Source organism: Pseudoalteromonas sp. Bsw20308 (assembly GCF_000310105.2).
Taxonomy (GTDB): domain Bacteria; phylum Pseudomonadota; class Gammaproteobacteria; order Enterobacterales; family Alteromonadaceae; genus Pseudoalteromonas; species Pseudoalteromonas fuliginea.
This window is the reverse complement of record NZ_CP013139.1, coordinates 73,724-91,960: the sequence shown is the minus strand read 5'-3', so window position 1 is coordinate 91,960 and position 18,237 is coordinate 73,724. Positions and strand designations below refer to the sequence as shown.

At 38.3% G+C, this 18,237-nt stretch carries 13 protein-coding genes; all 13 read right to left on the bottom strand.

The features are described from left to right. Window positions 1–11: 11 nt before the first annotated feature. On the bottom strand, window positions 12–4,748 hold the full coding sequence (locus tag D172_RS17645) for an RHS repeat-associated core domain-containing protein (RefSeq protein ID WP_007377080.1): 4,737 nt from the start codon (window positions 4,746–4,748) through the stop codon (window positions 12–14). After that, window positions 4,748–5,599: a hypothetical protein gene (locus D172_RS17640; RefSeq protein WP_007377081.1), complete on the bottom strand. Its 852-nt coding sequence runs from the start codon at window positions 5,597–5,599 to the stop codon at window positions 4,748–4,750. The genes D172_RS17645 and D172_RS17640 overlap by 1 nt, the downstream gene beginning before the upstream one ends. After that, window positions 5,596–6,624 (bottom strand): hypothetical protein, encoded by a 1,029-nt coding sequence (locus D172_RS17635; protein WP_007377082.1) that lies wholly within the window; start codon window positions 6,622–6,624, stop codon window positions 5,596–5,598. Before D172_RS17635 ends, D172_RS17640 begins: the two co-directional genes overlap by 4 nt. 2 nt (window positions 6,625–6,626) lie before the next feature. After that, window positions 6,627–6,917 (bottom strand): PAAR domain-containing protein, encoded by a 291-nt coding sequence (locus D172_RS17630; RefSeq protein ID WP_007377083.1) that lies wholly within the window; start codon window positions 6,915–6,917, stop codon window positions 6,627–6,629. 40 nt (window positions 6,918–6,957) lie between these two features. After that, entirely contained in the window at window positions 6,958–7,314 is a 357-nt protein-coding gene (locus D172_RS17625; RefSeq protein WP_007377084.1) for a hypothetical protein, read from the bottom strand. Window positions 7,315–7,321: 7 nt separating this feature from the next. After that, the gene (locus tag D172_RS17620; RefSeq protein ID WP_007377085.1) at window positions 7,322–9,199 is read right to left on the bottom strand and encodes a type VI secretion system Vgr family protein; all 1,878 of its coding nucleotides are present in this window, start codon (window positions 9,197–9,199) and stop codon (window positions 7,322–7,324) included. Window positions 9,200–9,272: 73 nt separating this feature from the next. Beyond that, complete coding sequence (locus tag D172_RS17615) at window positions 9,273–9,752, bottom strand: Hcp family type VI secretion system effector (RefSeq protein ID WP_007377086.1); 480 nt, start codon at window positions 9,750–9,752, stop codon at window positions 9,273–9,275. 239 nt (window positions 9,753–9,991) lie between these two features. Then, entirely contained in the window at window positions 9,992–12,595 is a 2,604-nt protein-coding gene (gene tssH / locus D172_RS17610) for a type VI secretion system ATPase TssH (RefSeq protein WP_007377087.1), read from the bottom strand. A gap of 22 nt (window positions 12,596–12,617) precedes the next feature. Next, the gene (gene tssG, locus D172_RS17605) at window positions 12,618–13,607 is read right to left on the bottom strand and encodes a type VI secretion system baseplate subunit TssG (RefSeq protein ID WP_007377088.1); all 990 of its coding nucleotides are present in this window, start codon (window positions 13,605–13,607) and stop codon (window positions 12,618–12,620) included. Further along, entirely contained in the window at window positions 13,604–15,430 is a 1,827-nt protein-coding gene (gene tssF / locus D172_RS17600; protein WP_007377089.1) for a type VI secretion system baseplate subunit TssF, read from the bottom strand. Before tssF ends, tssG begins: the two co-directional genes overlap by 4 nt. Then, on the bottom strand, window positions 15,427–15,912 hold the full coding sequence (gene tssE / locus D172_RS17595; RefSeq protein ID WP_007377090.1) for a type VI secretion system baseplate subunit TssE: 486 nt from the start codon (window positions 15,910–15,912) through the stop codon (window positions 15,427–15,429). The genes tssF and tssE overlap by 4 nt, the downstream gene beginning before the upstream one ends. Window positions 15,913–15,929: 17 nt before the next feature. Continuing rightward, window positions 15,930–16,706 carry a type VI secretion system accessory protein TagJ gene (locus D172_RS17590; protein WP_007377091.1) on the bottom strand — a complete coding sequence of 259 codons (777 nt, stop codon included), beginning with the start codon at window positions 16,704–16,706 and terminating at the stop codon, window positions 15,930–15,932. 2 nt (window positions 16,707–16,708) lie between these two features. After that, entirely contained in the window at window positions 16,709–18,235 is a 1,527-nt protein-coding gene (gene tssC / locus D172_RS17585) for a type VI secretion system contractile sheath large subunit (RefSeq protein WP_007377092.1), read from the bottom strand. Between the last annotated feature and the right edge of the window lie 2 nt (window positions 18,236–18,237).

Genomic DNA, 18,237 nt, shown 5'->3' with positions numbered 1-18,237 from the left:
GATTTGTTCTCTTATAGCTCAGGTGCTTTAACTATTATGTTTGCATTTTTATCTAAAACTTTTACTGACAGGCTTCCATCTTTTTTATTGCGAATTAGTAGTTTTTGGACTCCTCCTTTATCTTTCTGGAGACCTTTTAATACTTTTCTTCTATCGCGTTCGTTTATCCCTGCTTTCTGTAACCTTTTATCGGTAACCCAAGGGTCAGACATTTGTTTACCATCAATAGTTTTACCTAGGCGAGCTTTATTATATTTAGCCTCAGTAATAACATGATCAGGTAATGGATTTGGATTCTCGTAAATTCCATCTATACCTGTTTGACCGGGTTTATATTCTCCATTAGTGCTGCCAAGGGGTTTATAGCCTTTTTCGAGCATTAATTGGTGTGCATTATACTCCCCTACAGCTGCTTTTTTATGGTTTAAACCATTTAAATGTGCAAAACTAGGATCGTTTATATCCTTCCGCTTAGGCTTTGGTGGTTTAGTATTAACCACAACATAGCCCCCAGATTCTTTACCTAAAACAGAACCATTGAACCTAAAGTCTGCTAAGACTTTGGCATTAGGATTTTTATCTAATAACTCACCAACTGTTGCTTGCTTTAGTACCACGCCATCGTCAAAGTAGCCCTGATCTTTTCTTAGGTTAGTCAGTTTTTCTAAGTTTGACTCTGACGCAGTAAATAACGCTTGATAGTAATCAGGCTTTAAACCATATTCCATCGCCTTTGAAACGTCAAAATACGGAGACTCATGCGGTGTCATCGGCGTACTTTCTAGAGGACTTTCGAATCTGACTAATTTAGTATCACGTGATATATGTTCAACTATTTTACCAGACGCGCCTATTACAGGAACTAGATTATCCGTAGGAGAGCCTTCCTTACAACTCAACCCAAACGGGTCCACCCAATTCACCGGATTTGGCGCATATTGATAATGGTTTATCCCACCCACTAAACCTATTGGGTCTTGGTTTATAAAACGCTGTTGTTTGGGGCTGTAGTAGCGGTAGCGGTTATAATGTAAGCCGCTCTCGATATCTAAATATTGCCCCTGAAAACGGATTGGCTGAGTAAAAGAATCTTCTTTATTTGATTCTGCTTTTAACTCTTCATAACCATACACATCGGCTTGGTTTTCCCACACGACTTCTGCTTTGTTATTGGTAACAAAGCGTGGAGTATTCAGTTGGTCTAGATGGTAGTAGTACACCTCGCCTTGTTTAATCAGCGCGACTGGGTGAAATTGATTTGGCAGGTTGATATACCAGGTATATTCACCGTGCTGGCATTCGCCGATTAATTGGTCGTTATCCCAAATGTAGTCAATTTTACCGTGCTCAGTGTGCTTGGCGATACGACGGCCTAATGGGTCGTAGTCGTATTGCGTGAGCGTGCCGTTATTATTAAAACAGCTTAACTGGTTAAACGCGTTGTATTCACGGCGAGTTTTTATGCCTTTGCCGGTTTCGCGTATTTGGTTACCAAATTCGTCGTAGTAAAAGTCGCTGTCGCCAAAGTGTGTTAGGCGGTCGGCGTCGGTGGCACTGTTTATTGTGGTGTTGTTCGTACTTTCATTGCTTACTACTGAGTCAGCGTTGCTACTATTTTTACTACTACTTTCACTACCATTTGGCGCTAACTCATTGTATTCGCTATGGGTGGCGCGTGTTAAATCAATAGAAGAGCTGGCTGTATGCTCATTACTGGCTGCATCAAGTTTTGTACTTTGCTCGCCGTTAGCTGTATCGCTAGCTTCTTTATCACACGTGCTAGTATCTTTAGTGCTCGCATCGCTTGTGTTTGATTTAACTATTTGACTTTGCGGGTTACCAAAGCTATCCCACTGGTAGTGTGTAGTTGTATCAGCACGTGAGCTTGCTAAAGTTTGTTGTATTAACTGGCCAAGGCTGTTGTATTCAAAATTGATATTTTGGCTGCTTACGCCTTTGTTTTTACGGGCTATCAGCTGGTTTATGCTGTCGTAGTTATACGTACAGGTATCAAATAATGTTTGCGCTGGATGTGTAAGCTGCTGCTGCGTTAAACGGTTGAATACATCAAACTGCTGAGTAAGGGTTATGCTGTTACCAAACTGCTGGGTTTTAATATTACCTTGGCTGTCGTAGCTTAATGTTACGAGCGGCTGTGCAAGTTCTACCTCTTTGCTGTTGCTTTGCAGTAAGTTAATACCGCTTAGCTGGCCAAACTGGTTGTAGCTATATTTAAGTGTGGTTGAATCTGGCAGCGTAAGCGCTTTTCTTCTGCCGTATTCGTCGTAACTGTATTTTAAGGTGTGCGCTTGTTGCTGATTATGTACTTGCTCAGCACGCAGTAACCGCCCGCCTTTATCAAACTGCTGCTTTAAAGTTGATTGTGCATTATGCGCACGGGTAATTTTACCTTGCAGGTTATAGCTGTAGTAATTGGCGTTATTAACAATATGTGAGTCGCTTGCAAGGCTTGCATGCTGCGCAGTTACACGGCCTAGGCTGTCGCGCTCTATTTTTACATGGCGTTTATTACTTTGCGTTACTGAGGCTAGGCGGTTACAGGCATCGTATTTATACTGCTGTAGCGTGCCATCAAACCCGGTTACTTGCGTTGGGTTTTCGTTCGCGTCGTAACTTATGCGGTATACGTGGCCGTCGCTTCGCTCGATGGCAGTTAAATTTCGCTCTTTGTCGTAGGTTAAATGCAGTGCGCTGCCATCGGGCTGAATGACACAATGCGGTTGGCTTAGCCCTTCAAAGTGTTGCTCTGTGGTGTCGCCTTTGCTGTTTTGCGAGCTAATTAACCGCCCTGCTTCGTCGTAACTAAAATATTGATGCTGTTTATTTTCAGGCTCTTTTTCATCAAAGGCAATTGTTTGTGTAAGCTGACCGTGCTCATTGTACTTATATTGAGTGAGTAAACCTGCGTTATTAAGTGTGGCATTTACGCGGCCTAAATTGTCGTAGCTGTAACGTATTAGCTCATCGTTAAGATGTTTGGCTAACAGCTCGCCTTGCTCGTTCCAAATAAATTTGGTGATTTGACCATTTTTATTAATATGCTGGGTTAACTGGCCGAGCTTATCGTAGCTGTATAATGTGGTGCGGCCATCGCCAAAGGTTTCGCTTTGTAATAAGCCAGCCACACTGTATTTACGCGTAATGGTTTGGCCATCAGGTAAGGTCGTTAATACACGTTGCCCAAGTTGGTTGTAAGCAAAATGGGTTTGGCTACCATCTGGCTGCGTTATTGTTTCTAATTGGCCGAAAGGTGTATAGCTATAGCGCGTTGTGCTGCTGTCGGGCTTTATTTCACTGAGCTTTTGCCCTTGCGCATTGTATGTATATTGCCATACGTTGCCGTTAGGGTCGGTATGTTTTACCAGCTTACCTTGTGCGTTATGTACAAAGTGCTCTTTATGACCGCGTGAGTCTATACAGGTTGCTTCACCAGCCTCTAAATTATATTCAAACTGATACGTATAGGTGTTGTTATCGCCCCATTGTTTTATACATTTAGCACTTGATGAATAACTGTCCCATTCAAAATGATGGCTAAAACCACTGGCTCGGGTACGCTTTGTTAATAAATTAGCAGCGTTGTAGGCGTAACGCTCAGTTTCGTTTTGCTGATTAGTTGCTTGAATAAGGTTGTTGTTTTCATCATATTCATAGCTTGCAAGTACAGGGTATATAAGCTGCTGTTTATTATTTTTATCTGTGTGGTAAGCCGCAATTTTACTTAGTAAACCCTGTTGGTTGTAACTAATAATACAGCCACGTGCTTTATTTACTTCTATACGATTTATGCGCTCTTTAGCATCGTAATAAAAACCAATACTTTGGCCTTTTTCATTGATTATTTTTTCAAGTAACCATGAATTTTCACCGGCTTTAAAGGTCAAGTGTTGATCGTCTGGCGTAACGAGGACTTGCTTACCATTAGTTTGATAATGCAGTGCAAGGTTACTGCTTAACTGATAACTCGATTGCCCAGGCTTTACTTTTTCAAAGCGGTGTTTAGCGCCGTGCTCATCTTGGTACTCTAACCAGTAAGTCCCTTTTTGCTTAGGGCCCACTTTTGGCGGCGGCAAATAATGCTCTGTAAGGCTTGCCATAAAATCGTGGCGCCAACCATTTCCCATAACACTGCACACATCGGCATGGGATGAGCGGTACAAACGTCGCCATATTAATTGGCGACTGCCTGCTAAAGTAAAATCAATTAGCGGCAGTATTTCTTCACCCGATAGCATTGAAACCGGATCTGAGCGGCATTCTTGCTCAGTAATGGGTGTTTCACTTGGCGTCGAATCGCTTGCCCCCCCCGTATTTGTTACCGGTGCTTGCGCGGCACTTTTTCCTGACGCGGGTGACTCGCCCTTTTTAGCTGATTTTTTACCTGCTGAGCCAGCATTTGTATTATCGCTGACTTGAATAGCCGACTTTGCTTTTTGGTGATAGCAACTCACAGTACCTGCAACTAACGCTTGCGAAAGTACACTGGCAGTCTCACGTGCTGTGGCACTACGAGGACATTTCACACCGGCAGTGTTGAGCAAGTTAATTACGTCGAGACGTTTAGTTGCATCGCTTGTTAATGTACTGCCAACTTGAGCAATTTGCTTTTTAGCACTTTCAGGCGTGTTAGCTACTACAGGAGCATAACCAGATGGCGTTTGACCTTTACCAGCAACGAGGCAAATAGGGTAACTTTTTCCTTGTAAAACAACTGTATTACTTTGCATTAGTTGTGTGCTTCCTCACTTATCCATAAGTATGATGCTACTGCTTGGTGCTTTGCTTGTTCTTGCGAAATCATAAGAGCGTGTTTGCAATGATTTTCAATAACGGGACTCGTTGTTAATTGATATAAATTAACAACGCCTTCCAGCGCACCAATTTGGCCTAACTTATAATTAGGCAGCTCATAATGTGTCTGCTCATTAATTAACGCACTGAGCAGCTGTAAATCGTTTAACCACACTTCACTGTCGTGGTTAATGCCATTTCCTGGCGCAAAAATAATATCAATAGACTGCTGAGCTTGCTCAGCCACTCGAGTAAACATACCGTTTAATTGATTATGTTTAACAAAATCAATTGAGGGTGTTATTTCGTAGTTTACTTGCGACCACCCAGTTTTTTTTGCCTCAAGTGTTGCAAATACTCCGCCAACACCTTGGTAGCTGTATTGCCCTGATGCATCAGCTTTAAAAGTTGCATCAAGCGCAATTATATTTACTTTTTTCCAATGATTTTTTTTAGTTAAAGCAACTGCGACATGTGCACTCGTTACACCATAAAATAATAAGTGTTCAACATGATCTGGGTATAACTGCTTTAAACTGCTTTCAAGTAATTGCTTAAGCTCACTTTGATAAGATAATGCAGGCAAAAGCCAAACAAGCGGCGTATTAAAGTCTTCTACTTTATTAATTAGCTCTTTCGATTTTACGATGCAATCGTAAATACATACATCCCACGACTGCCATTTTTTCCCTTCTAGGGCGGCAGTCACATCACCATATAGTAATTCATCTACACTTGTCGTCGCAGGCATTGATAAATAATCTATTGATACGCTAAAAGCACTCATAACAATGTTCCTGAGTTTTCTTTTCTAGCGGCAACAGACTGATAATAAGTATATAGATTAAATACCGCTTGGCTTTGACAATCCATTGCTGACATCTCTATCGCATTTAATGGCTCATTTAATGTTCTGCCTGCAAGTAACCTCAGCGAAGACATCTGGCTTTCATAGCTTGGCCAGTTAGCCTGTAACTGCCGCTGAAAATCTAAACAGGCTTGTTCATTACCATTTCTCGCTTGCATTTGTGTTTCAAAGTTTACGAGTACATCTAATTTTTCACCAAGGATACGTTTAATCAAGGCAACTATTTGCTCTGGCTTTTTTACTTGATGCAGTACCGTATTAGCAAGCGGGATAAGCTTTACAAACCCACTTTGTAGTAATACTTGCAAAGTATGATCAACAGATACAATGTTGCTTGCATAGTTACTAACAGTATTAACTTGTTCAAGACTTAGCGATAGTAAAAAAAGAGACATTAACGGTGAGTTAACAAGTCCATTTTTGGTTAAATTATCAAAAATATTTATTAGTTCTTTGGTATTCGATTTACTTGTGACGAATAAAATCTCTTCAATTGCACTCAAAGCTTGGTCTGAAATTTTATCCTCAGTGCTATAAGCTAAAAACAAAGTGCTTATATCAATTAAAGGCACAAGGTTGAGGCTGTGTTGCTGTAATAAAACTTTACGTATAATTAACTTTGCAACCGCGTGTAACTCAGGCTCGTTAAGCACACAGTTGATAAACTTAATATTTACGGTTTGAGGAAGGTTTGCCATTATTTCTATACAAGCTTGAGAAATAGAATTATGGGTCTGTCCACTTTCCTGAAATGCAATTAGCTGCTCTAAATTTGGCTTAACAAATACTTGGCTTAAGTTATTACGTTTAGCATTTAACCAACATAACTCTAGTAGCCTTTTTTTGAGTGTTTTAACATGCCCTACAGAAGTAAACGGGCAAAGCTGCGCATTACTAATTACCAGCAATTGAGCTTCATAGTTACTTAAGTAATTAGATAGCAACGTTAGCCACCTATTAATACAGTCGGATTACCAACAACAATTTTTCCACCATGGGAGCTATCATCACCCATTCTTGCGGCTGGTTTTCCATTAATTTTAACTGAGCCAGATCCTGACTTAATGCTATCGGGTGGACCAATACATACCATCATGTCGCCTTTGCGAGCTGCGGGCATACTTCCAATTAATACATTGCTAGAGCCTAGAACAACAGGACCACCAACATGCGGAACTGTGCCGGTAGTTTTAGGACACACATGCATATGACCAATTGTAGCTGCTGGCTTACCCATTTAGACTCCTTGTCTTATTACTGATTTTTAAGTAATTCTATTATTCGTATAAAGGAATAATTAATAATTTATTATGTGCAACTAAGCGAGATAATTCATCAATTAGTTCACTTTTAGTATAATCCGAAAGCGCCACAGGACTTTGCATTACATACTGATATAATCCTGATACAACATCCTCACTATTTAACGAGGTATGTAAGTATACAAAAAACTGTTGTGCGTAGTAGCCATCCATTGCCTTTAAATGACTTAATGCAGGATTTAGCAATGGATCATCAGGCCTATTAACTGGTAAACAAATCAAATGAGGCAACCCATAACGACAATATACAACATGCCCATTGTTATTAATGCCATTTCTCAAACCTGTTTGAAAACTATTTATTATTTCCATAATTGCATTAATTTAATTTAATTAAACCGGCAGATAAAGTAATAGCACTGCCATCCACTTTTATATTACTACCTTTAATATTTATATTAGTGCCTTCAATAGTTATATTACCACTGCTACTCATTTTAATCTGAGCAGATCCTGTTTTAATAATAATTTCATCACCGGCTTCGATATTTAATTTTTTTCCTACTTTTAAAGTATCATTCTCACCTATATCAGCAATATGGTTTTTAGCTACTTTTAAGCTGTCATTGTTAGCTATATCTACTTTTCGATCGTTACCAATTTCAACATTATGGTCGTTATCGGTTTTATCATTTTGATCGTTTTTAACATATAGTTGTTTATCTTTTTCAGCTTGTATGTATAAAAGCTCACTGCCTTTTTTATCTTCAAAACGCAGCTCATTGAAGTTATCAGCACCACCTTCTTTTGTTGAGCGTGTTTTAATCCCACTTTGTGTTTTTTCAGCGGGTAATGCATACGGAGGCATTAAATCAGCGTTATAAATTGCGCCGCTAATAATAGGTTGATCTGGGTCACCATTTATAAAATCAACAAGTACTTCTTGCCCTACACGAGGAAAGAAAAAGGCGCCCCACTTTTTACCAGCCCAATTTTGAGCAACACGTATCCAACATGAACTTTTCGAATCTTTTTTGCCTTCTCGGTCCCAGTCAAACTGCACTTTAACGCGACCAAATTGATCAATCATTATTTCGTCAGCACTGTCGCCAGTCACTATTGCCGTTTGCACACCATTGATTACAGGCTTCTTTTTATTAATTTGTGCTCTGTATGGTATTTCTTTTGGTACACATTCAAAGTGATTTGAGTAAACCTCGTCTGCCGCGCTTTGCTGACCACCTGATTGATTAGGCACCGTTATTGACGTCATCATTGACGTTATAACAAAGGTTTTACCTTCTAATCTAGGATCTTCATGTTTTTTAAAACCAAATAATTTACCCACGGTAAAAGAACGACAATCACTTTTACCGCTTGATAATTTCATGTCTCTTTGCAATGACTCTAACTGTACCGATGCCATACTTGCTGCACGAGGGTGACATTCAGACTCACCTGTATATTCGAATATTTCTGATACCGATTGTGTTGGCAACTCAGGATTTGCTTGCTCTCCATCAGGGTATCTTGAGGGTTGCTTAAAATCATACCCAACACGTTTAAAGCTACCAGGGGCAATGCTTAAACCACCTTGCCAGCGTGATACATGCGACTCGCTAAGGTGTCCGGTTGAATAAACTACCTTTGCCTCTCCACACACTTCGTAGGCTGTAACATCGTCAGCTAACACAAGTGTATGATTGCTGTTTGAGTGTTCAAAGAAGTAAAAAATGCCTTCATGTTGAAGTAAGCGTTGTATAAAATCAAAATCTGATTCTTGATATTGAACACAATATTCGTATTTAGGGTAGGTTTTGCTTGTTTTGTCTGAAAAGGCAACGCTGTGTTGGCCAAACAAATCTGCAAAAATATCTTTAATTGTTTTCTTTTGAAAAATACGACTATTTTTACGGTTGCGCATTGACGCCGCAAAAGGAACTATTGTCGCTTGATAGTCAATATAATTTTTTTGTTCATCGACATCCGCTGTACGGCTGCCATTTGAAACAAGATGACTGACTATGCCATGGTAATAACGTTCGCCGCCACCCTCAGCATTTTTTACTTTTATAGAAACAGGCTTACCAACTAAGTCTTCATGTGCTATTTGCTTGCCAATCGTATACATATTAGCTGACATAACAAATAAGTCAGACATTGCCTCTTGGGCGACAAAACGAGTTAAATAGAGGGCGTCTTTACCAGCAGGGGTGCTAATTTGAATTACGTTTTTATCTTGTGTTGCTTTTTGCATTCCTTGCTTTTCCCATCCTAGAGATCAAAAAAAGCTCTGAGCAAAGCCCAGAGCCATTATTAGACAACAAATATTACATTTGTTGACCTTTAACACCGCTGTAACCATATACAAGTGGCGCAGTAATGTTATTTTTGTCGTCTGTCGGTGTAACAGTCATCATCATTTCAGTGTAGCTGATAGTGATTGTTTCAATTGGACGATCGTTCTGTACTGATACTGAATAGCTAGAAATCATTGCATCTGTTAGTTCGATTTTCATGATTTCTTCAACTTTATCACCTTGTTTAGTGATATGGAAAATAGCTGGTAAACCTTTACCAATAGTTGCTTCTTTGAAAAGGTCAGGAGACGCTTTATCTTGAAGTTTAGTAATTGTTACATCGCCTAAACGAGTAGAGCTAGATTCACGATCCATCGCTGTACCAGTGGCTGAGCTAATTTCACGGCTTACGTTCCAATCAAGTGATAAAACTGTAATTAAATCTTTGAAAGACTCAGCAGTAGTTTCGCCTTTAATTGAACCGTATTTTAAATATGTATTTGCTTGCATTTGATAATGCTCCTTTTAATTAAACAATGTTATCCATTAATACTGGATTATTTACTTTGGTTTCCCAAAATTCCTTTGAAATCATTATCTTTATAACAGCAATGAAAAGGTCTTCAGAATTCCTTTCCCTAGATGAAGACAATGTCTCAAAAATTCCATGTAGTTACCTAAGACACCAAAATTATAATGCCCTAAAACTAAAGAAACAACCTTATTAATCAGTTATATTAAAAATAAATTTAATTTAATTCAATTTCAAATTCATTATCTTTAATTAACAACAATATACTACTAACTTTGTTGCCATCTACCATGCTAGATAATAAAACTTCAGATAATAAAGGTAATACTTTATTTTGCAAAATCGTATGTATATTCCTTGCACCCGACCCTGCATTTTGACAATTAGCAATAATATACTCAACAACATCACTTTTATAAGTGAGTTTTGCATCATAATTCTTTTTAACTCTTTTAATTATTTTATCTATTTGAATCCCTGCGATTTCAGTCAGTATATTATCACTCAATGGAATATAAGGAATTACGTTAATCCGTCCTAAAAATGCAGGTTTAAATGAACCTAATAAATCGTCTTGTAATGCTTTTAATAAACCTTTTATACTTGGTTTACTCTCTTCATCTTCAAATAAGCTCATTGTTGTATCTGTGCCCACATTTGAAGTCATAATAATAATTGTATTTTTAAAATCGATGTCACGCCCTTCACCATCTTTAATTGTACCTTTATCAAATACTTGATAAAAAATATCTTGAACACCTGGGTGCGCTTTTTCCATTTCATCTAACAGCACAACACTGTAGGGCTTCCTTCTTACTGCTTCGGTTAAAATACCGCCTTCGCCATATCCGACATAACCAGGAGGTGAGCCGAGCAATAAAGACACCTTATGCTCTTCTTTAAATTCAGACATATTAATAATGGTGACATTTTCTTCGCTGCCATACACTTCTTGGGCAAGTGATAAGGCTGTTTCTGTTTTACCAACACCACTTGGGCCAGCGAGCATGAAAATACCATTTGGTCGACTTTCATCGGCTAGTTGAGCACGAGACGTTTGTACAACCTTAGCGATTAAATCAAGTGCATGATCTTGTCCTACTACACGCTCTTTCATTTGGCTTGCTAGGTTTAAAATGCCATGAATTTCATCTTCATGCATTTTCCCTACGGGTATTCCCGTCCAATCAGAGATAACCTGTGCAATCAACTCTTCATCCACTTGCCAATGCACCATGTTATGCTCGTATGAGGCAAGTTTATGTTTACTTTCTTTTAACCTTTCAAGCATCTGTGCTGAAGATTCATCCTCTTCGGAGTTTATTGATTCGAGTGCTTTGTTGAGATCTGTAACAATCTCTTTTTCTAATTTAAATTGCTCATTTAATGGCTCAAGTTGCTTTTCAATATCAACTAACTCAGCTTTTAGCGTATCTAGTTGTTCTGAATGATCTAACCCCGTTTTTTGTTCGCGGTTTAGCATCTGTACTTGCGTTTCAATCTCACTTAATCTATTAACAAGTTGCTCTATATTACTGGGGGTCGATGCTTGGCTCATGGCAACACGCGCACAAGCAGTGTCGAGCAATGCAACCGCTTTATCTGGCAATTGTCTTGCTGTTATATAGCGATGAGATAAGTGAACAGCGCTCTCTAATGCTTGCTCAGAAATAAATACTTTGTGATGGCGTTCCATTACAGGCACTAATCCGCGTAACATAGCCACTGCTTTTTCTGGTGTAGGCTCTTCAACTTTAACAACCTGAAAACGACGAGTTAATGCGGCATCTTTTTCAAAAAACTTTTTATACTCAGCCCATGTTGTCGCAGCGATTGTACGTAATTCACCTCGAGCGAGTGCTGGTTTTAATAAATTTGCAGCATCATTTTGACCAGCGGTACCACCACTCCCTATCATAGTGTGCGCTTCATCAATAAAAAGAATTACTGGATTAATCGCATTTTTCACTTCATTAATTAAAGATTTTAAGCGATTTTCAAATTCACCTTTCATACCAGCCCCAGCTTGAAGCAAAGCTAAGTCTAAGCTATGAATTTTCACATTCTGTAACACTGCGGGTACATCTTTTTGTGCGATTCTAAGTGCAAGTCCCTCTACAACAGCCGTTTTACCAACACCGGCCTCACCGGTAAGAATAGGGTTATTCTGTCTACGCCTTGTTAAAATATCGACCATTTGACGAATTTCAAAATCTCTTCCTAAAATAGGATCAATTTTTCCTTCCAGTGCTTGCGCCGTTAAATCAACAGTAAACTGGTCAAGGCTAGGGGTTTTAGAACTTAAGTTTGTTTGTGCAGTTGCACTTTGTACCGAATGGTTTCGCTCTTCTGATTGGGCAACTATTTCTGGCCAGGCATGCAAGAGTTGCCCAGGTTCAATTTTATTAAATAACTTACTGCAACGAGTCACTAAGCTCGAAAGTGTATCGTCTTTAGTGAGTGTATAAAGAACATAAGCACTGCGAATTTGGTTATCTGTAAATTCTATACTTGTGCTTAACCACGATTGCTTTAATAAGCTAGTCACATGAACGGATAAACTAGGTGAAGACTCACTACCTGTTTTTAATGATTCAAGCGACTGATTTAAGTCTTGTTGAACTCTATCAATATCAATATCGAATGAGCCAAATATAAGCCTAACGTCATCTAATTTTTGTTCAATCATAGCAAGTAACCAATGCTCTAATTCAACAGTAAAATGACTACGGCTATTACAAATTGAAACAGCAGCTTCTAGGCTCTTTCTACAGTCGGGACTCAATTTTTCAACGAGCTTATTCAGTGTCATCGAAGACATACACTATTCCTTTTAATTTTAATTATCCTTTAAACGATAACTTAGTAGGTTTATTTTTAAATGTGTTTTTACCGGCGCCTAAAAAACTATTAGCGCCTAGTTGACAATTATTTTTAGAAAGCGATACCGCATCTAACTCATGAAAATCAGATTCAATAATTAACCGAAATTGAACTGAATTTCCGACATAATCTTTTATAATTTTATTGCTAAGCTCAAACAAAGACCCTTTAGGTAATAACGATTTAGCTTTCGAGGGGTCATCTGAAGAAATATGAATTTCAATGCTTGATGAAACATCCCATATTTGCTTACCAATCACAGTGTCAACACCTAAGCGTGCATGTTGCCCTTCAAAGAGTGCCTGACTAGCTAGGCGTGTTTGTTCTTGAGGCTTAAGATCATGCCACTGGCCAATCATTTGTTTAATCGCAACATCACACCCTAAATAAGAAGTAAGAATGCTTTTTAGATCCGATGCATTTCTTATCTTTCGGCTATATAAACCAGAAAAATGAAGTTGATGTTCGTTGTAACCTCCACTTAACAAACCTAAAATTTGTGTGTATGGGTCTTTATTCTTATCTTTATTTATATGATTCAGTGATGGTTTATATTTTTTCCAAGCTCTGTAATACAAAGAAATTAGGCGATGATTAAACATGTCGTAAAAGTCACGCATAGTGGTGTCTTTATATCTCAGGCGTTGCATAACCAATTCACTGTAAAATTGTGGTAGCGCACCTGAGCAACCTGTTAAGCCCATAAAAGACACCTGCATATTTACTTTATGGAGGCCATCTTCAAAACTTGTTTCCTCTAATTTTGTAATCGCGTTACCTGGGTAACCAAACTTTTGAGTTGCCGTAAATTTAATAAGCTCGTGCTTTGGGTTACTATCGTAGCCTACGTGACGGTGCTCTAAGCCATCCTTTTTAAGCTGGTTTTCTATTATGAAAACGGCCTTATAAAAGTCTATTTGCGATGCTTGAGAAATAATATGCTTAATCATAAAAGAGGACTATCACCCACTCTAGCTGGCCACTGATAATATATTTGTTCTTGCTCTTTTAGTCTGAGGTTAACACGCGTAAAGCTGTTAATTGCAGCAAATTGTGCAAAAAAATGGTCTAAAATAGAGGCAAAGAAAAACATGCCGCTGCCAGAAAAGTCATCATTAGCAAAGGTAATTTCAATATCACTACCCGTTGCAAAACTCACCCTACCACTTTGTACTACTCGTGCAGTTGAAGAGGTAACTAACACTCTGTAGATATTGTCAATCATGCCTTTTGTCTGCGGTGAAGCTCTAAAATCATAAAGACGAAGGACTTCTTTTAATTTGACACATGCATCATCACCACTAAAAGCATCCAGTGTTAAATGATTAACTAATTGCCACCTGGTTGCGTCAGCTAAAATTGGCCTAACTGCATGCGTAAAAGGAATTAAACAGCGGATTTTTTTTATTACATCGCCACGTTCAGGCATAAGTAGCCCAAGCTCATCATCGCCAAAAGGCATACTCGCAGGTAAATTTCGGTTACTGCAATTTGCACGAACAGTTAATACAGTATTTCCCTCACCGTATTCCATTGCACTGTTTTCAAACGTCGCATCTACAAGTGATAAAAATGTTTCAGTTCCTGATTCAACATAACCACCGGCCCAAGATGCAGTTTCTCTTCGTATGTGCCAGAACAAGTCATCATGCCCATGGTATTTAGGGTGCGTTTGTCCGTAAAAAGGGGATACAACCTGCTTATTCCCTTTATGATCAAAAGCAATTACTTCACAAAGGCCAATCACCTCAGATATTTCTGAGTCCATATAGCGGGGTGTTAATTTATACTCGTATTCACTTATTTCTGGACGTATTGGCTCTAGCTCTTGCTCAAATAGATTAATAATTGGCGTACAACCAAGTAAAAACATATTTTTATCAACTTGTTTTTCAAGCTCAGCTGATTCTGTATCTAAGTAAAAATACAAAGTACATTGATTAGACTTTTTAGGCAGTGACGACTTAATTCCTTGTAACTCAAAAAATCTAAACTTCTCTGGGAAAGTAAAATTTTCAACTAATAAACGATAACCGGAAGAAGAGCGCTGTGAATAAGGAACAACGGCTTCGTTTGCGTCGAAACCAACAGCTTTAAGTTGATCTTTTGATACGTACTTAATCCCTTCTTCGCCATTATCAATCGCAACTCCAATACAATGCTTAAAAAGTAATTCATACACTTTTAACGTATGGTGCCATTGACCATTGATGAATATACGTAGTTTCTCAAGTCCTGTTTCTGCCAGCGACACACCTTTGTATTCACCAGTTAACTCAAGTTTAAATATTGATTTTGCTTTTTCATGCCACCTCGGTTTAGGCGCAACAAATGGGCTGTTGTCAAACTGAGCGCTTGTTATTTCTACAGGCCACAAGTAAGTTTCATAACAGGTTTGAAACTTACATTGCTTCATAGATTCAACATTTGTTTCTACTTCACTCGCTCTAGGTATCACAATACCCGTGGTAGATAGGTTTTCGGCTTCTAACTTAACTATCGACATTGATGGTATTGGTGCTTGATAGTCTGGCAGCATCTGACCCAGTAAGGCATCCGTTAGTTCAGGGAAACTATCGTCTAACTTTTGTCTAATATTGGCGGTTAAAAAAGCAAAGGATTCTATTAGTCTCGATACATGAGGGTCTTCAATATGATCTTCACTAAGCTTTAATCGCCCCGCAACTTTAGGATATTTATCAGCAAAGTCTTTACCTAAATGACGCACAAATGCTAATTCACGATTATAATACTTTAATAATTCATCGTTCATAAAGATGCCTCAATAATTTTCATGCCTAAGTTAACTGGCTCAACTTCCGAATCAAAACTGATGAATTCAGGCTCGGGATCAGCATACAAAAGCGCATTTATTCGCAAATTAAGTACTCTATTAATTGGCACTTCTTCATCAGTAAACACCTCAACCTCAAGAAATCGTGGTTCAAATTTTAAAATCGTATCTCTGACCGTCTCACACAATAATGTTCGTCCTTCATGAGAGCTTACTGACATACTCGAAAAGTCAGGAAGCCCATATGATAAGCAAGATGTTGTTAATTCATCATATTGTGATGGCCATGTATGCCATTGAATTCGCGCATTAAGCAACGCTTCTATGTCTCTTCGCACATTTTTTCTGAGTTCACTAATCGTTATCCCTTCGGTGCGAGAAGGTGCATCTTGAAAGTCGGGCTCATCATCGATAAGTTTATCGATAATTGATGCTTGAAGCTGTTGCTTATGTTCAATCATGATTATTCAAATATAAATTAGGCTGTTTCGAGTGCGTTTATTTTTAAGTTAGGAATAGTGATTGCCTCGTCATTAACAAATAGCATTTTCATTCCTTTACCGATAATAAACTCGTCTTTAAGTTCTTCCCAATCAGACACTTGCCCTAACTTTTCAATGTCGCTGTTTGAATTTGCATAAACAAGCGGTAAATGAGCTGTACCTGATGGGCCATCTTTAATTGTTATTTCCACTCGTAACCAAATACTTTCAAGTAATGATTCATTAGGCTGTACTCTTAATGTTTCTATTTCATTAAAATTGGCTAAATAAAACTCGCCATTTGTACCTAACACTTCTAAATATGGGCCCAAGGTATCATCAAGATCTCGAATTCCAGTTGAATCATCTTGTGATATTGTAGCTCTAAGCGCTTCCATTTTTAGGGCTAACTCAGCGGCTTCATTAACTTCATTTTCAAGTAAAGCAACATGCATTTTTAAAAATAAAGTGTCGAGTTCATCTGCATCATGAAACAGTTTAGGAATTCCATTGCCTTGATAAAAATCAACTCTCGACTGCTGCGCACGAATTAAGTGACGAAGGTTGACCGCACCAACGGCAAATTCTGGGTTCTTTTGAACCATAAAATCTAATTGTTTATCTGCTTTTTCAAGTTCACCATTAATACAAAGTAGCTCTGCGTAAATACTTCTAATATCAAAGTTTAAAGGTTCATCTTGCAATTCTGTTGCGCAGCATGACAATGCATCAGTGAGTTTCCCCTCACGAATTAAGCTATGTATTTTTTTCATTACTATTCCTTTATTTTATGGTGAGGACTAAGCTCAGTTATTAATTTAATGCTAGAAACCATTTGATCTAATTGAAAGTGTGGTTGTAACTGCAAAACAGAAAAGTAATGCCCTGGATTAGCCTTATTTTCACTAACTTTTATCTTTGCATTACTTAATGGGTATTTGCTTCTGATTTGCTCAGAAGCTGAATCTGATGCTGTGGTATAGTTATTTACCCAAGCCTGTAAATCTCTTTCACATGCTTGCGCAGTACTGTATGAGCCTACGCGATCACGTGCTAATAATTTTAAATAGTGCGCAAAACGAGAAACACACAATATATACTGCAGCATTGAAGATAAACGCGCATTTATATTTGCAGCACTTGAGTCATAATTTTTTGCTTTTTGAACAGACGCATTACTATAAAAAACAATGTGTTCTGTATTTGTAACCGATGAAGCAGGAATAAAACCAAGCTCAGAAAACTGTTTCTCAAACTTACTTGTTACCAATAAATTCAAAGGCGGTTTAGCCTCTTTTTGATATGTATCATTAGCAAAATTGTCTCGTGCTAGCCCTGTCACTAACCCTTTTGAAACTTTCCCTGGTTCAATGCCACGAATATGACCAAACCAGCCACTCTCACAGTAAGCTCTTATTATTGTTGATACGAACTGGAAAGAAGCATTTCCCCAAAGCATATCTGTTTCAGGGTCAACAATTTGCTCTTTAAAATAAAAATCTTGATGGCGTTTGCCGTCATTACTATAAGGTGGCCTAACGAGGACATGCGGTAATGTAAAGCCGATAAATCGCGACTCTTCCATCTTTCTAAAGCTCTGCCACTTTGCATATTCAGGCTGTTCAAAATGATTAAAAAGATCGGAGTAATAACCTAAGTCAGAAAAACTATCAGCGCCAAATAAATTGGGTGAAGCGGAACAGATGAAAGGAGAAAAAGCGGCAGCCGCCGTTCTTGATATCTCTTTTATTGTATCAATATCGTTGTAAGTCGTTCCTTCAGAAAAGGTATTTGTTATTTCGTAATCGCCAATAACAACCCCAAAAGGTTCTCCCCCGGCACTATCAAACTCGCTTTGATATAATAATTGGAAAAACATGCTTTGATCAAAATCAATTGCTTTATTTACATCCTTAGATAAGGTCATCCAATTACAGTTTAATACTTTTACTTTTACTTTATTTTCTTTATCGTATTGCTCGCTCTGCAATAAAAGCCACCACATATTACGCCAGCTAGCTTCTAATTTTTGAAACCGTTTGTCGTGAATAATTATATTTAGTTGTTTAGATATCAGCTGATCAAGCTCAACTATAATACGTTGTAGATAGGGACCTAAAGACTCCTTATTCCATGAAATAGGTGAATCAGAAGAGCCTTCAAGCCATAATAATAATGCTTTATCTAGGTTTTTTTCGTTTAAAAACCTATCAAGCAAAGCTTCATTATCACTTATTCGAGACTGCGACTTTTGTTGAAAAGTGAAGTCTTGATTTATAAATGAAAACTCTTCGTGATTCATTC

Excerpts from the sequence above, each read along its gene's own strand:
- D172_RS17645 (WP_007377080.1), bottom strand. The coding sequence starts at position 4,748 with ATGCAAAGTAATACAGTTGTTTTACAAGGAAAAAGTTACCCTATTTGC.
- D172_RS17640 (WP_007377081.1), bottom strand. The coding sequence starts at position 5,599 with ATGAGTGCTTTTAGCGTATCAATAGATTATTTATCAATGCCTGCGACG.
- D172_RS17630 (WP_007377083.1), bottom strand. The coding sequence starts at position 6,917 with ATGGGTAAGCCAGCAGCTACAATTGGTCATATGCATGTGTGTCCTAAA.
- D172_RS17625 (WP_007377084.1), bottom strand. The coding sequence starts at position 7,314 with ATGGAAATAATAAATAGTTTTCAAACAGGTTTGAGAAATGGCATTAAT.
- D172_RS17620 (WP_007377085.1), bottom strand. The coding sequence starts at position 9,199 with ATGCAAAAAGCAACACAAGATAAAAACGTAATTCAAATTAGCACCCCT.
- D172_RS17615 (WP_007377086.1), bottom strand. The coding sequence starts at position 9,752 with ATGCAAGCAAATACATATTTAAAATACGGTTCAATTAAAGGCGAAACT.
- tssH (WP_007377087.1), bottom strand. The coding sequence starts at position 12,595 with ATGTCTTCGATGACACTGAATAAGCTCGTTGAAAAATTGAGTCCCGAC.
- tssG (WP_007377088.1), bottom strand. The coding sequence starts at position 13,607 with ATGATTAAGCATATTATTTCTCAAGCATCGCAAATAGACTTTTATAAG.
- tssF (WP_007377089.1), bottom strand. The coding sequence starts at position 15,430 with ATGAACGATGAATTATTAAAGTATTATAATCGTGAATTAGCATTTGTG.
- tssE (WP_007377090.1), bottom strand. The coding sequence starts at position 15,912 with ATGATTGAACATAAGCAACAGCTTCAAGCATCAATTATCGATAAACTT.
- D172_RS17590 (WP_007377091.1), bottom strand. The coding sequence starts at position 16,706 with ATGAAAAAAATACATAGCTTAATTCGTGAGGGGAAACTCACTGATGCA.
- tssC (WP_007377092.1), bottom strand. The coding sequence starts at position 18,235 with ATGAATCACGAAGAGTTTTCATTTATAAATCAAGACTTCACTTTTCAA.